Annotated in this window: 12 protein-coding genes; 10 read left to right on the top strand and 2 right to left on the bottom strand. The window is 37.8% G+C overall.

Translation table 11 applies throughout. The annotated features are described in order from the left end of the window. Window positions 1-156: 156 nt before the first annotated feature. The 10 genes from MED134_RS04800 to MED134_RS04755 all read left to right on the top strand — a co-directional run bounded on the left by MED134_RS04800 (window position 157) and on the right by MED134_RS04755 (window position 13053). The gene (locus MED134_RS04800) at window positions 157-339 is read left to right on the top strand and encodes a CAL67264 family membrane protein (RefSeq protein ID WP_021778491.1); all 183 of its coding nucleotides are present in this window, start codon (window positions 157-159) and stop codon (window positions 337-339) included. 9 nt (window positions 340-348) lie between these two features. Continuing rightward, window positions 349-1656, top strand: coding sequence for a tRNA lysidine(34) synthetase TilS (gene tilS / locus MED134_RS04795; protein ID WP_038597123.1), 1308 nt, complete (start codon window positions 349-351; stop codon window positions 1654-1656). Further along, a complete protein-coding gene (locus MED134_RS04790; RefSeq protein ID WP_021778493.1) occupies window positions 1653-3668 on the top strand; it encodes a protein-disulfide reductase DsbD family protein in 2016 nt (671 codons plus the stop codon). Before tilS ends, MED134_RS04790 begins: the two co-directional genes overlap by 4 nt. Then, the gene (locus MED134_RS04785; protein WP_021778494.1) at window positions 3669-5546 is read left to right on the top strand and encodes a CocE/NonD family hydrolase; all 1878 of its coding nucleotides are present in this window, start codon (window positions 3669-3671) and stop codon (window positions 5544-5546) included. A 770-nt stretch (window positions 5547-6316) separates the two neighbouring features. Further along, window positions 6317-7855, top strand: coding sequence for a YifB family Mg chelatase-like AAA ATPase (locus MED134_RS04780; RefSeq protein WP_021778495.1), 1539 nt, complete (start codon window positions 6317-6319; stop codon window positions 7853-7855). A gap of 147 nt (window positions 7856-8002) precedes the next feature. Then, on the top strand, window positions 8003-9538 hold the full coding sequence (locus tag MED134_RS04775) for a PAS domain-containing protein (protein WP_021778496.1): 1536 nt from the start codon (window positions 8003-8005) through the stop codon (window positions 9536-9538). 35 nt (window positions 9539-9573) lie between these two features. Then, complete coding sequence (locus tag MED134_RS04770) at window positions 9574-10800, top strand: Nramp family divalent metal transporter (protein ID WP_021778497.1); 1227 nt, start codon at window positions 9574-9576, stop codon at window positions 10798-10800. Continuing rightward, entirely contained in the window at window positions 10797-11528 is a 732-nt protein-coding gene (gene pxpA / locus MED134_RS04765) for a 5-oxoprolinase subunit PxpA (RefSeq protein WP_021778498.1), read from the top strand. Before MED134_RS04770 ends, pxpA begins: the two co-directional genes overlap by 4 nt. A gap of 3 nt (window positions 11529-11531) precedes the next feature. Continuing rightward, window positions 11532-12206 carry a 5-oxoprolinase subunit PxpB gene (gene pxpB / locus MED134_RS04760; RefSeq protein ID WP_021778499.1) on the top strand — a complete coding sequence of 225 codons (675 nt, stop codon included), beginning with the start codon at window positions 11532-11534 and terminating at the stop codon, window positions 12204-12206. Beyond that, window positions 12196-13053, top strand: a complete 858-nt coding sequence (locus tag MED134_RS04755; RefSeq protein WP_021778500.1) for a biotin-dependent carboxyltransferase family protein — start codon at window positions 12196-12198, stop codon at window positions 13051-13053. The genes pxpB and MED134_RS04755 overlap by 11 nt, the downstream gene beginning before the upstream one ends. On the opposite strand, the gene MED134_RS04750 is transcribed toward MED134_RS04755, so the two are convergent. Together MED134_RS04750 and MED134_RS04745 are read right to left on the bottom strand one after the other, a co-directional pair. After that, the gene (locus MED134_RS04750) at window positions 13036-13290 is read right to left on the bottom strand and encodes a hypothetical protein (RefSeq protein ID WP_148305631.1); all 255 of its coding nucleotides are present in this window, start codon (window positions 13288-13290) and stop codon (window positions 13036-13038) included. The two genes, MED134_RS04755 and MED134_RS04750, sit on opposite strands and share 18 nt — an antisense overlap. 143 nt (window positions 13291-13433) lie before the next feature. Next, window positions 13434-14807, bottom strand: coding sequence for an aldehyde dehydrogenase (locus MED134_RS04745; RefSeq protein ID WP_021778502.1), 1374 nt, complete (start codon window positions 14805-14807; stop codon window positions 13434-13436). Window positions 14808-15085 lie beyond the last annotated feature (278 nt).

Raw genomic sequence — 15085 nt, 5'->3', positions numbered from 1 at the left:
GTGTGTGTGCTTGAATGTTTTTCTGTCTATAAAGGTAAGTATTGTAGCACAAGCTTGAAATGAGAATTGTAAAAATTACCTACTACCCAAATTCCAATAAATAACCGATATTTGTAGCTTGTCTTATTACATAAGATTTTCCCTAAAAATAAAACTATGGGTATGAATAAAAATACCGTTTTGGCGTGGGCCACTTTTATAATGATTTTAGTAGGTTTAGGACTTATAGGTCTTGGCGTTTTTAAATATAACGATGTTGCTGGCTGGGGATTTGCCTCTGTAGGTGTTGGATTTTTTGCCATTGCTTGGGTTTTTAATGCCCTTAAGGGTCGTGTATAATGTGTAAGGATGCTTGAGGATTTTAAGCACCATATCGCACAAGATTTACCATTTCTTCTTGATAGTAAGATACTCGTCACAGTAAGTGGTGGGCTTGATAGTATGCTCCTATTATTGCTCTGTCGTCAGGCAGGCCTTACGATACGCGTAGCACACTGCAATTTTAATTTAAGAGGAGTAGAGAGTGATGGTGATCAAGCTTTTGTAGAAAGCTATTGCAAGCTCCATAACATTCCTATTTACATAAAGAGTTTTGATACTTCCGCTTACGCGAAAATTGAAAAAACATCAACCCAGATCGCCGCAAGAGAGCTGCGTTATCAGTGGTTTAAAGAACTTTCGGCTACCGAAGGTTTGGATTATATCTTAACTGCCCATCATCTCAATGATGAGTTAGAAACCTTTCTCATAAACTTAGGTCGCGGTACGGGCGTTAAAGGCCTTACTGGCATCCCAGAGATAAACGAACGGGTTGTGAGACCACTGTTGCCTTTTTCGCGAAAGCGTATAAAAGAATATGCATTACAAGAAAAACTAGCGTGGCGTGAGGATAGCAGTAATGCAACAGATAACTACGTGCGCAACCACTTAAGGCATCACGCCATACCGAGTATGGTGGCAGCGCAACCAGGTATTTTGCAAGGTTTACAGACCACGCAGCAACATTTACGTCAAACAGATAAGTTACTAGCGATCTACACAGTGTCTTTGAGGAAAGCGTATGTGACAACACGAGATGGACTACAAGTAATAAACGTACCAGCGCTAAAGAAACACGAGGAGCCACAGGCGGTTTTATACCAGTTACTACATCCTTATAATTTTACAGCGTGGAGTGATGTTTATGAGCTGCTTGATGCACAATCTGGTAAGCAAATATTTTCTGAAACGCATCGTTTAGTAAAAGATAGAGACGTGCTATTACTTACAGAAAATACCGTTGCACAATCTACAACTTATACCTGGGGATCTGGTCTGAGTAAGATAGAAGGTGACTTTGGTACATTAAGGCTTGAGACAAGTGATACTTTTGAGAGCACCTCAAGAAAGGAGATAGTGGTAGATGCGACAAAGTTGACATTTCCGCTCACGATAAGGAAGTGGGAAAAAGGTGATTTTTTCTATCCTTTTGGGATGAAAGGAAAAAAGAAGTTGAGTAAGTATTTAAAAGATGAAAAGGTATCTTTGATAGCAAAGGAGCACGTATGGCTGCTTTGTAATGATAAAGATATTGTGTGGGTGATAGGTCACAGAGCAGATGACCGTTTTAAGGTAGCTGATGACGCACAAAAAATGATAAAATTTACAACTATATGACGCGTAAAGCATTCATAATATTAAGTTCGCTTATAGTACTTATGGCGACTGCTGTAAGTGCACAAGATTTTAGTTTTGGGATTTCTGAAGTTACTGTAGATCCAGTACAGTGGGCAGGTAGCGTAGAGAAAAAATCTGATACAGAATATATTTTAAACTACGAGGCCACCATAGAAGAGGGATGGTATATTTATGCTCAAAAATCGCCAGCTGGTATTCCGTTTAATTTTGAGTTTTTACAAAAGGATGCAGGAGTTACTCGCGAGAAGTTTGCACAAGAGAGTGAGACAAAGACAGCCTTTGATGAGATTTTTGAAGAAGATGTCATAAAGTATGTAGGGCAGAGCCCTGTGCTCTCTATGCCTATTACACTTACAGACAAGAGTATAACCATTGTCAAGTCGGTTATAAACTATCAGGTCTGTAAAGAGGTGTGTATTCCTCAAGACTTTTACATTGCTCACAACTTAAAAACTGGAAAGGCAAAGGTCTTTACAGATTATAATGAGTTTGAAAAATATGGTGCTAGCCCAGCACAAAAGGATAAAGGCGATAGCGATGATGATTATGAAGAGGATGAAAGCACAAGCAACAAAGGGCTCTGGACGGTCTTTTTCTTATCATTTTTAGGAGGTCTGGCAGCATTATTTACACCTTGTGTGTTCCCTATGATCCCTATGACGGTGAGTTACTTTACAAAACAAAGTAAGTCTAGAGCAGCTGGTATACGTAACGCGATTATTTATGGTATCTCTATCATTATTATATATGTGGTGATAGGTCTTACGGTCACGGCAATCTTTGGCGCGACTGCAATTGTTGAGGTGTCTACGAGCGTTACTTTTAATTTAGTATTCTTTGTATTACTAGTAGTATTTGCTATTTCATTTTTTGGAGCATTTGAGATTATGCTTCCTCAAAAATGGGCAAATAAGATAGATCGTAAAGCAGATAGAGGTGGTTACCTAGGTATCTTTTTTATGGCGCTTGCGCTCGCTATTGTTTCTTTTAGCTGTACGGGACCTATAGTAGGTGTCGCTTTAGTACAGTCTATAACAGAGGGTGGTATCACACCTATCATAAGTATGCTAGGTTTCTCTAGTGCGATTGCCTTGCCATTTGCACTATTTGCAATGTTTCCAGGGTGGTTAAATAGTTTGCCAAAATCTGGCGGATGGCTTAACACAGTAAAGGTGGTTCTAGGATTTTTAGAACTAGGGCTAGCACTCAAATTCTTATCAAATGCAGATCTTGTAGTAGATGGTAATTACTTGCCTAGAGAAGTATTTTTAGTACTTTTAATTGCGATAATGATAGGCCTTGCCTTGTACTTATTTGGAAAAATTAAACTAGCACACGATACAGAAGTAAAACATATCTCGGTAGGTCGCTTGCTACTAGGTATACTCACGACGGCATTTATTCTTTATCTCATACCAGGTGTTTGGGGTGCGCCACTTAAACTCATAAGCGGCTTCCCGCCACCTATGAATTATAGAGAGTCACCTTATGGTATAGGAGGACAAAACACACTGTCTAACTCGTCTGAGGAGTTTCCAGATAATGCAGAGATAGGTCCTCACGGTCTTTTATCTTTTATAGATTATGAAGCAGGTATGGCCTATGCGCGTCAAGAAAATAAACCTGTTTTACTTGACTTTACAGGTAAGGCGTGTGTAAATTGTCGTCGTATGGAGGAGCTGGTGTGGTCTAAGCCTGAGGTGCTTAACTTGCTAAAGAACGATGTTGTGCTTATCTCTCTCTATGGAGACTCACAAGAGGAGTTACCAAAAGAGGAGCAAGGCGTGAGTGCTTCTGGCCGCCGTATTAAAACGGTAGGTAATAAGTGGAGCAACTTCCAGATAGAGCGTTATAACATTGTTGCTGCGCCTTATTACGTAATGCTAGATCACGACGAAACACTCCTAAATAAACCTGTTGGGTACACACCTAATGCAAAAAAATATGAAAAGTGGCTAGAAAAAGCCATCATAACTTTTAACAACCAATAAATGAATAACATCTTCAAACTACTTTGTGTAGTATGCTTTTTTGCTTTCGCGAAAGCGTCATCTGCACAATCACGAGAAACTATTTTAGACACTACTTATCAGGTTTCTGAGCATTATAATAAACAAGAAGTACGCATCAAAATGAGAGATGGCGTGCATCTTCATACTACTATTTACTCGCCAAAGGATACTTCAAAAACGTATCCTATTTTAATGCAGCGCACGCCTTATAGCTCTAAACCTTATGGAGAAGGAAAGATGCGTACGGCGATAGCGCCTAATGCTTATTTAATGCAAGAGGGTAATATTATTGTGTATCAAGATGTACGTGGTCGCTGGATGAGTGAGGGTAAGTATGATAATATGCGTGCTTTTATACCTAATAAAACAGGTACTCAGGTAGATGAGGCAAGTGATACTTATGATACTATAGAATGGCTTGTTAATAATGTAGAAAATAATAATGGTAATGTAGGTACTTGGGGAATTTCTTACCCAGGTTTTTATGCAACCTACTCGCTCTTGAGTGGACACCCTGCGCTTAAAGCAGCGTCACCACAAGCGTGTATAGGTGATTTCTTTTTTGATGATTTTCACCATAACGGAGCTTACTTGTTAAGTTACTGGAGAGTTACGGCGGTTTTTGGTTATCAAAAAGATGAGCCTACTACAGAGTCTTGGTATGATTTTCCAAAGCTTGATAGTGATGATCAGTTTGACTTTTTCTTAAAAACAGGTCCTTTGTCAAACTTAGATAAATATTATGATGAGACTAATGAGTTCTGGACGCAATTAAAAGAACACCCTAACTATGATGAGTTTTGGCAATCTAGAGGGCTTATACAGCACCTAGAAAATATAGAGCCAGCCGTAATGGTTGTAGGAGGACTATATGATGCCGAAGATTTATACGGACCTTGGGAGACGTACAAAAACATCGAGAAACGTAGTAATAATTACAATACGGTTGTTTTCGGACCTTGGAGTCACGGAGACTGGGCACGTAACAAAAAGAGACAGGCTGTAGGTAATGTTTATTTTGGCGACAATATTTCAGACTATTTTCAAAGAGATATTGAGACAAAATTCTTTAATCACTTCTTAAAAGGAGGTGATAAAGGTGGAGCAACAGGATTACCAGAAGCACACGTTTTTGACTCAGGAAGTAAAGAATGGAAGTCTTTTGAGCAATGGCCACCTAAAAAGGCAATGAAAGCTTCTTTCTTTTTAGGAAAAGATAATGCACTTACGGGAAGTCCTTCTACAAAGTATGATGCAGAAAAGTTTGTAAGTGATCCAGCAAACCCAGTACCATATGCAGAAGGTAAAAAGATGGTATTTACACCACGTAAATATATGTCTGACGATCAAAGATTTGCTGCGGCTCGTGAGGACGTACTTGTGTATGAAACGCCTGTGCTAGAAGATGATCTTACTCTTGTAGGTGATATAATGGCAAAGCTTAATGTAGCTACCACCGGAACATCTGCAGACTGGATTGTAAAAATTATAGATGTTTATCCAGATGATGTACCTAACACTGAAGAAACAGAGGAAGGAGTAGAGATGGCTGGTTACCACCAGATGGTGCGTAGCGAGGTGATGCGTGGTCGTTTTAGAAAAAGCTTTGAGCGTCCTCAACCTTTTGTAGCCGGAAAAAAAGATGAGGTTTTTGTTAAGTTACAAGATGTGCTTCACACTTTTAAAAAGGGACACAAGTTACAGGTGCAGATACAGAGTACTTGGTTTCCACTTATTGATTTGAATCCTCAAACCTATGTAGATAATATTTTTAAGGCAGAGGAGAAGGATTTCACAAAGCAGACACACTCAGTATTTCATAATTCTAAGATTGAGTTTAGTATTTTAGTGGAATAGTATAGACGAGTTATTACATAAAAAAAGGTCTGAGATAAAATATATCTCAGACCTTTTTTTATGTAATAATAATTTACTTGTAAAAAAGAAAAACACCCCTGCTAAGCAGGGATGCCTTTCACCCCTAAATTTATGATAGCTAAATAAATAGCTCCCAAGCCTTAATGTCTTAAGGTGGGCCAAATATAGCTTTGTTTTTTTTAAAATAAAATGTTAATAAGTTAATTTTTAACTTGTAAAAAAGAAAAACACCCTTGCAAAGCAAGGATGCCTTTCACCCCTAAATTTGTAAGTTTAAAATCTTCATTGTGACCTAAGCAATAAGACAAATGAAACGCAAACTCTAAAAAAAACTTACTATAACAAATCGTAGTTTTAATTTATAGTAAATGTAATATGCTATACATTCCCAAAGTAGGGGTGTTTGCCCCTATATGTATGACTAAGTCTAAAAATTTGTTCTATTAAGAATTATAAAACAAATTTCAAGTAAAGTAAAAGCTATCCCTGTAGTTTATACTTGTATAATTTGAGTTTTAATAATGTAACGAAGAAATTTCCTTACTCGTATTACTTCATTAGAAATACTCAGCCTTTAATGTTAAGAAACTTGTGGATATAGATGAGAAAGACATTTTAGCAAGTAAGCAGTATTTGCTAGTTAATTCTAAAGAATAGCTGTATCCCAGATTAATATTATAATCACGATAAGGAGATAGTGCTTTAAGCTTTCAATCTACTTTCCTATATTTAAGCAAATTATAAAGCTAATGCTCACAAAAGTTTATGGAAGCGCCGTTTTTGGTGTGGATGCTACAACTATTACTATTGAGGTAAATGTAGATAAAGGTGTAGGATACCATCTAGTAGGACTTCCGGATAATGCTATAAAAGAAAGTAGCTATCGTATTGCCGCAGCACTTCAAAATAACGGCTATAAAATACCAGGAAAAAAACTTATTCTTAATATGTCACCGGCAGATCTTCGCAAGGAAGGATCTGCATATGATCTTTCACTCGCAATAGGAATTCTCATCGCAACAGAGCAAATAAAAGGTGACGAGGTAGATAAGTATGTGATAATGGGAGAGCTATCTCTTGATGGCGGACTACAACCTATAAAAGGAGCATTACCTATCGCAATAAAAGCCCGTGAAGAGGGCTTTAAAGGATTTATACTTCCATCGCAGAATGCAAAAGAAGCAGCCATAGTAGATGGTCTTGAGGTTTATGGAGTAGAGAACATAAGCGAGGTGATACAATTTTTTGATAAAGATGTACCCCTTGAAGCAACCGTAATAGATACCCGCGCCGAATTTTATAAAAGTCTAGAACATCCAGAATTTGACTTTGCAGATGTAAAAGGCCAGGAGTCTATAAAACGTTGTATGGAAATCGCTGCTGCTGGAGGTCATAACATTATTCTTATAGGCCCTCCAGGATCTGGTAAAACAATGTTGAGTAAGCGATTACCCAGTATTTTACCACCTATGTCATTGCGAGAAGCGCTGGAGACTACAAAAATACATTCGGTAGTAGGTAGGGTAAAAGATAATCAAGGTTTAATGAGCGAGCGACCCTTTAGAAGCCCGCACCATACTATATCTGATGTAGCGCTAGTAGGGGGCGGTGCTTACCCTCAGCCTGGTGAGATATCGTTATCTCATAATGGTGTTTTATTTTTGGATGAATTGCCAGAGTTTAAAAGGTCTGTTCTTGAAGTGATGAGACAACCGCTAGAAGATCGAGAAGTAACGATATCAAGAGCACGATTTACGGTTACATATCCATCTAGTTTTATGCTTGTGGCAAGTATGAACCCTAGCCCAGGAGGTTATTTTAATGATCCAGACGCACCGGTAACAAGCAGTCCTGCAGAGATGCAACGATATTTGAGTAAAATATCTGGACCATTATTAGACCGTATTGACATTCATATTGAAGTGACACCAGTTCCTTTTGAAAAACTGAGTGATGAGACTAAGGCAGAGTCTAGTGCAGATATACGTAAACGTGTGACAGCTGCGAGAGAGTTGCAGGTAGACCGCTTTCGCGAAAGCGAGAAAATAAACTATAACGCACAGATGAATGTGAAGCAAATACGTAAATATTGTGCACTAGATGACGCATCTAAAGATTTACTTAAAACGGCTATGGAGCGATTAAATCTTTCTGCACGAGCATATGATCGTATTTTAAAAGTTGCAAGAACGATTGCAGATCTTGAAGCTTCAAAAGTCGTAACGGGTACTCATATATCTGAGGCAATACAATACAGAAGTTTAGATAGAGATGGCTGGTTAGGATAGTTTTAACAAACGTTAAAATCTCAAAACAAGCTTTTTATCGATAAAATACGTAATTTTGTCGATGTTTTTGATGGTTTGTGTGATCTGTAAGTAAATCAGATGTAAAGCCAAAAATTAAGAGTAATTTGACCTAAACTTGCACCCCCTATGTTTCAAAAAATAAACACCCAGAATCTTGATGAGACCTCTAATGAGTCTCAGCAAAGTTTAGAAAAATATTTGAATCATTTAGAAGGCTTCTTTTTTGATTTAAATTTTAATCACATTACTAAGGAATTCAATTTTCCTTATGTAAGTCATAATGCTATGGAGCTTTATGACTTAAATGTTCCCGATCTTTTGAAAGATGGTAGATCTGCCTATGTAAGTATACATCCAGAAGATCAAAAATTACTTCGGTCAAAAGGAAGAAAGTCTTTTGAAGAATTAACTCCACTTAAACTTGAGTGTAGATATACTCTCAAATCTGGTAGAAGTGGCTGGATAAAAATTCTTGCAACACCTGAGCGTTCTTCTGAGTTTAGCACAAACTGGATAGGTCACGTATCTGATATCACAGATGTAAAGGCTACAGAAGAGGAGTATGCTATAATGAAGGAGCGTTATGAGTTTGCTATAAAAGGTTCAGATTTAGGGTTATGGGATTGGGATATTGAAAAAGGGAGTGTATTTTATTCTGACAAGTCATTGAGTCTTTTAGAAAAAACTCGTGAGAGTATAGATCCTCACGAAGATACCTGGAACAATCAAGTTCACCCTGATGACAAGGAGATGTATTATAAAGATATAGAAGATCACTTTAAAGGTGAGGTTCCTTATTATTTTAATGAGCATCGAGTATTTACTACTAGTGGCAGTTATAAATGGATACAAGATAGAGGTAAGGTAGTAAAGTGGGATGATTCTGGTAACCCGATGCGAGTTATAGGTACACATACAGATGTTACAGAGTCAAAACATAGGGAGCAACTTATTTTAGAAAAAAATAAGCTTATAGAAAGTCATAACAGTAGGCTCAAAAATTTTGCGCTTATTGTCTCTCATAACTTAATTACCCACGCCGGCAACCTTAAGAATATATTGCAGCTTATGGATATGGCAGAGTCACAAGAGGAGAAAATTGAGCTGTCTAACTACCTTAATGATGTTTCTGCTGGCTTGAGCAATACAATAAGCAATCTGAACGAGATTGCAACGTCAAATAGAAATCTTGAAGAGACTCCAAAACTTCTTTTTTTAAATGATTATGTAAACGGTGCATTAAATAACCTTAAAACCCAAATTAAGGAGAAGGATGTAGTTATTGTAAATGATATTCCAGACGATATACAGATTAATTATAATGCAGCTTATCTTGAGAGTATCTTATTTAATTTGATTTCAAATGCTATAAAGTACAGTGATAAAGAAAGACAGTCTAAAGTCTTCATATCTGCAGAGATTACCTCAGCAAGTGATATTACATTATCTGTAATGGATAATGGAGTAGGTATAGATTTAGAGAAATATGGAGACAAACTCTTCGGGATGTACAAGACTTTTCATCAGAATGAGGACGCTCAAGGTCTGGGACTTTTTATGACAAAGAATCAAATAGAAGATATGGGTGACCAGATTTCTGTAGATAGTAAAAAGGATGAGGGTACGATATTTAGAGTGCGTTTTATTAATAAACTCCCATAGTTCATTATCTTGACGCAGTATATATACTGCAAATAATGAAAATTAAAAGAAAGACAATATCAGGCCCAGGAGTGCTTGTTGCTGCTGCATTTATTGGTCCTGGTACGGTAACTGTTTGTACTATAACTGGAGCAACATATGGATTTACACTCTTATGGGCTATGCTTCTCTCAATTATTGCTACCATCATACTACAGGAGATGGCTGCGCGTATAGGTCTTGTAACTGGTAAAGGACTAGCAGGAGTAATAAGAGAAACAATTTCAAATAAAACATTTAAAGCTTTTGCCATAGGGCTTATGTTATCTGCTATAACACTGGGTAATGCTGCTTATGAAGCAGGAAACCTTAGTGGTGGAGTTTTAGGTATTGAAGCTCTAGGAATTTCAGGATGGTTTACTGTAGGTAACTTAACCTTTAATGCTTGGAGTATCTCACTTGGTATACTTGCTGCTATTATTTTATTTATAGGTAATTATAAGGTGCTAGAAAAAATACTCGTAACGCTTGTAATTATTATGAGTTTGGCTTTTTTAATCACAGCTGTGATGACTAAGCCAGATGTAATAGCACTTTTAAAAGGAAGTTTTACTCCTTCATTTCCAGAGGGGAGTTTATTAACTATTGTTGCTTTAATAGGTACTACTGTAGTGCCTTATAATTTATTTTTACACGCTTCTCTTGTGTCAGAAAAGTGGAGTGGTAAAGAAGCAATACCTGCTGCTCGTAGAGATACTATTGTGGCAGTAGTTGTAGGAGGGCTGGTGAGTATGGCTATTATAGTTTGTGCAGCTGCTATACAAGCAGGAGAGGTAAAAAATGCTGGTGATCTTGCAAGAAGTTTAGAGCCCCTGTTTGGCGATTATGCAAGATATTTTATAGGTTTGGGGTTAGGAGCTGCAGGGTTAACCTCTGCAATTACAGCACCTCTTGCCGCAGCATATGTTGTGCAAGGTTGTATGGGGTGGGAGTCTAATCTTAAGGCTACCAGATTTAGAGTAATATGGATCTCTATATTGGTGCTGGGGGTCTTCTTTTCGTCTGTAGGCTATAGCCCAGTTGAGATTATACAATTTGCCCAAGTGGCAAATGGAGTTTTATTACCGATAATTGCTGCATATTTAATTTGGATAGTAAATAAACGTTCGGTGATGGGGCGTGATACAAATTCTCTTGTACAGAATGTTATTTCTGTCATTATCTGGTGTGTGGTTTTTATGCTAGGAGCACGCACAATTCTCAAAGTTTTTGGTATACTATGAAAACGATAGACATAAATAGTGATGTAGGAGAGGGAGTAGGTAATGAGGCTCTTTTAATGCCCTTATTAAGCTCTTGTAATATAGCCTGCGGTGGTCACGCTGGTGATGAGGATATAATGAGAGAGGTGCTCGCTTTCGCGAAAGCGTATAATGTAAAAATAGGTGCACATCCCAGTTATCCAGACAAGGACAATTTTGGTAGATCTATAATGGAAATCTCAGATAATGTACTTAAAGAATCTATAATTGATCAGATTTCAAAACTCAAACACCTTGCCGAAGAAAATGGCCAGCATTTACATCACGTAAAACCGCACGGGGCATTGTATAATCAAGCAGCAATAGACAAAAGGGTAGCAATGCTCATCATTGAAGCGATACGTAGTGTAGATGAAAATCTCGCAATTTATGTGCCTTATAAATCTGTCATTGCAAAACTTGCAAAACCCTATTTGACCACCATTATTGAAGGCTTTGCAGACAGATCATACCATCAAGATTATACCCTTGTGTCACGCACCCACGCAGAGGGGGTCTTAAATAATGCGCAAGATGTGGTTGCTCACGTTTTACCTATGATTATGAAAGATAATTTGATATCACTAGAGGGTCACATACTACCCTTTAAAGTTGATACATTATGTGTACACGGTGATACAGAAAATGCCATAGATATTGTGCGTGCACTTCGCTCGCAACTACATTCAGAAGGGATACAAATCATATAAGTGATGTATAACTTTACCATATCAAGACTAGGAGAATATGCTATGTTAATACAAGTAGCAGAAAAACCTTCACAAGATTTATTACAATGGCTTGTGTGTAAAAAAGAACAACTACAATCCTTACCAGCGGTTGAGGTTGTGTTTACCTATAATGAGATATTGGTAAAGTTTCTTTTACCTTTAGAAGGTCGATATGACACCATTAGAGCTAGTGTAGAAGAAATATTAGAGTCATCTATAGAGAGTATAGGCGTTAATGGAGTATTACATAAAGTGCCGGTGTGTTACAATAGTCAAGTAGCTCCAGATCTTGAAGAATATGCATCACAAGTAAACCTTAGAGTAGACCAAGTTGTAGCCTTACATACATCACCAGTATATCCGGTATATTTTATAGGCTTTTTACCAGGATTCCCATATTTAGATGGGCTTGATAGTAAACTTTATTTAGAAAGAAAGGCTACACCATCACAATTTATACAACCGGGTAGTGTGGCTATAGGTGGTACACAAACGGGTATTTACCCTCAACGAAGTCCAGGAGGGTGGCACGTAATAGGAAGTACGCCGGTTCAATTATTTGATATTAATAAAAACCCGCAATCACTTTTTAAAGCTGGAGACTCCATAAAGTTTTATGCAATCACATTAGAAGAGTATAAAGTTTATGAACGCTAGAGTAGAGATAATTAATAAAGGTTTCTTTACGACTGTGCAAGATGGTGGTCGTATTGGCTATGCTGCTATGGGGGTGCCAGAAAGTGGAGCTATGGATAGGCACTCTTTTTTTCAGGCAAATGCACTCCTTAACAATACTAAAGATGCGGCGATGCTAGAATGCACGCTAGTAGGGCCTACTATAAAGTATTATCAAAACACATATTTTGTAATTACAGGTGCTCACGTTAAAGCTACGCTCGAAGGGGAGCCTGTAAAAATAGGTGTACCAACTCTCGCACGTGCGTCACAAACTCTTATTACCTCAAAAATAAGCCAGGGAACTAGGTGCTATATAGCCTTTGGCGGTGGTATAGAATCTGCAATCACTCTTAACAGTAAGAGTTGGTATACACCCATAACTCCTAATAATCATATTAGAAATGGGGATACATTCTCGTTGGGTATTAGTACGTATGATATTTCAAAAGGGGCGCATATAAAATATAAATATGCATATGCCAGTGCGGGTAGGGTTCACACCATTAAAGCGTATAAGGGGCCAGAGTATACATTACTGGATTACAACCAGCAGCAACTCTTACAACAGCCATTTACCGTTTCAAAACTCTGGAACAGAATGGCCATCCAGCTCCAAGAGCCAGTATATAATAAACTAGAGGGCATAATGACGAGCCCTGTAATTCCAGGAACGGTGCAACTCACTCCCTCAGGTAAAATAATAGTATTAATGCGTGATTGCCAGACTACAGGAGGGTATCCTCGTATTCTTCAGATTGCACAACCTAGCATTGATACTCTTGCACAGCTACAACAAGGCGATACTGTTTTATTGTCCGTTACTTGATTGACGATGTTCCATAACGATATCGCTTAGTATTTGTACAGCATCACCTGTACCTAGCATTTCTTCTAGTTTTAAAGCTTCCTCCTTCAGGGCTTTATGCTTGAGCATTGTGGCCCATAGATTATTAATATAATCTGCATAATCTTGGTCTTCGTTCCAGTGCGTGAGTTGTAATCTTCTACTACGTGCATAAAGCTTTTGTAAATTTAATTTGCAAAAGGTCAATGTTGATTGCATAATAAGAGGTCTAGCACTTTTTAAACGTTCTGTTTTTGACGGTCTACCCATAATACTGTGATTATAAGGGGGAAGTTAAACATACGTAAAGATAGCAGGAAGGGGAGCATTTCGCTAGGGGTAAATGCCCCATTTTTATAGCTTTACAGCCAGTTCATAAATTTTTTAAGAAGGCTCAATTTACCCTTATATGGAGCATATCTTACTGGCACATCGAGCCAGGTGCCTCTTTTTACCACAGACTTTGCGTGACTAAATGTGTAGAAGCTCTTCTCACCGTGATAGCTACCTATACCAGAGTGTCCCACACCACCAAAGGCGAGCTTGTCATTTATAAAATGAATAAGTGTATCATTCATAGCACCGCCTCCATAAGAAAAAGTTGTGTTAAACCAACTCTTAAAAGAACGCTTTCGCGAAAAAACGTACGCACTCAGCGGTTTTTCCATAGCGTTGATAACTAGCGCGATATCTTCCTTTTTATCATAAGTAAGTACTGGAAGTATAGGGCCAAAGATTTCATCTTGCATTACAGTATCTGTTACAGACACATCATTAAGTACAGTAGGAGCAATATATAGGTCGTTTTTATCTGTTTGCCCACCTTTATAAATAGTTGCATTCTCAAGCATCTCAGAGAGTCTTTCAAAATTTTTCTCATTGATTATGCGAGCAAAATCTTTCGAAATCTTTGGGTCTGCTCCATAAGCCTTAGTAATTTCTATATCTATAGCTTTGAGCAAAGCATCTTTAACAGAGGAGTGCACCAGTATATAATCTGGAGCAATACAGGTTTGTCCTGCATTTACAAATTTACCCCATACAATGCGTCTTGCTGTTTGTTGTATACGCGCTGTCTCGTCTACCACACAAGGACTTTTACCACCTAGTTCTAGGGTAACTGGTGTAAGATGTTCTGCGGCTGCTTTGTAAATTATTTTTCCTACGGGTACACTACCAGTAAAGAATATGTAATCCCAGCGTTGTTTGAGAAGTTCTTGGGCAACCTCTTTATCACCTTGTACAATGTTTACATAAGCCGGGTCAAACACTTCGGTAATTATTTTTTCTAAGAGATTTGCCGTGTTAGGTGTAAGTTCGCTAGGTTTTAAGACTACTGTATTTCCTGCAGCAATAGCGCCTATCATAGGTCCTACGGCAAGTTGAAAGGGATAGTTCCAAGGAGCAATGATTAATGCAGTACCATAGGGCTCATAATGTACGGCGGCACTAGAGGGAAAATTAAGTAAAGAAGCCTTTACTTTTTTTGGCATCTGCCATTTCCAGATTTCCTTTATGGCGAGATTTATTTCTTTAATAACAACACTTATCTCGGTAGCGACTGTTTCAAATGCTGGTTTTTTAAAATCGGCTGCCAGTGCATCTATAATATCTTGCTCGTGATTTTTTATGCTTTCGCGAAAGCGTACTAAAGCAGCTTTCCTATATGCGATATCCTTAGTTTGACCCGTCGCAAAAAAGGCACGCTGATTTTCAAGAATGGATGGAATTTTCAAAATATGTGTGTTTTCTATAAAAATAAGCTGTTTTTACGGCATCTCTTCTTCATTGACAAAGTTTTAGGAATTTTTATGGTACGTGATAAATAAGATCACAGCACATAACTCAGATTATGAAATATTTAAAATCTCACAGTTTATACTGTGATAATTAGCGTTATGATAAAAATGCTAAGACTAGAATTAGGGTAGGATTCCATTTTAAATTGATTTAAAAAACTGATTTGCAGCATTTTAAATGTTTTAAGTGCACGTTGGTTGTCGGGTGTAGTTTA

Origin of the sequence: Dokdonia sp. MED134 (genome assembly GCF_000152925.2) — a bacterium.
Classification (GTDB): domain Bacteria; phylum Bacteroidota; class Bacteroidia; order Flavobacteriales; family Flavobacteriaceae; genus Dokdonia.
This window is presented reverse-complemented; position numbering and strand designations above follow the sequence as displayed.

Excerpts from the sequence above, each read along its gene's own strand:
- MED134_RS04800 (WP_021778491.1), top strand. The coding sequence starts at position 157 with ATGGGTATGAATAAAAATACCGTTTTGGCGTGGGCCACTTTTATAATG.
- tilS (WP_038597123.1), top strand. The coding sequence starts at position 349 with ATGCTTGAGGATTTTAAGCACCATATCGCACAAGATTTACCATTTCTT.
- MED134_RS04790 (WP_021778493.1), top strand. The coding sequence starts at position 1,653 with ATGACGCGTAAAGCATTCATAATATTAAGTTCGCTTATAGTACTTATG.
- MED134_RS04785 (WP_021778494.1), top strand. The coding sequence starts at position 3,669 with ATGAATAACATCTTCAAACTACTTTGTGTAGTATGCTTTTTTGCTTTC.
- MED134_RS04780 (WP_021778495.1), top strand. The coding sequence starts at position 6,317 with ATGCTCACAAAAGTTTATGGAAGCGCCGTTTTTGGTGTGGATGCTACA.
- MED134_RS04775 (WP_021778496.1), top strand. The coding sequence starts at position 8,003 with ATGTTTCAAAAAATAAACACCCAGAATCTTGATGAGACCTCTAATGAG.
- MED134_RS04770 (WP_021778497.1), top strand. The coding sequence starts at position 9,574 with ATGAAAATTAAAAGAAAGACAATATCAGGCCCAGGAGTGCTTGTTGCT.
- pxpA (WP_021778498.1), top strand. The coding sequence starts at position 10,797 with ATGAAAACGATAGACATAAATAGTGATGTAGGAGAGGGAGTAGGTAAT.
- pxpB (WP_021778499.1), top strand. The coding sequence starts at position 11,532 with ATGTATAACTTTACCATATCAAGACTAGGAGAATATGCTATGTTAATA.
- MED134_RS04755 (WP_021778500.1), top strand. The coding sequence starts at position 12,196 with ATGAACGCTAGAGTAGAGATAATTAATAAAGGTTTCTTTACGACTGTG.
- MED134_RS04750 (WP_148305631.1), bottom strand. The coding sequence starts at position 13,290 with ATGCAATCAACATTGACCTTTTGCAAATTAAATTTACAAAAGCTTTAT.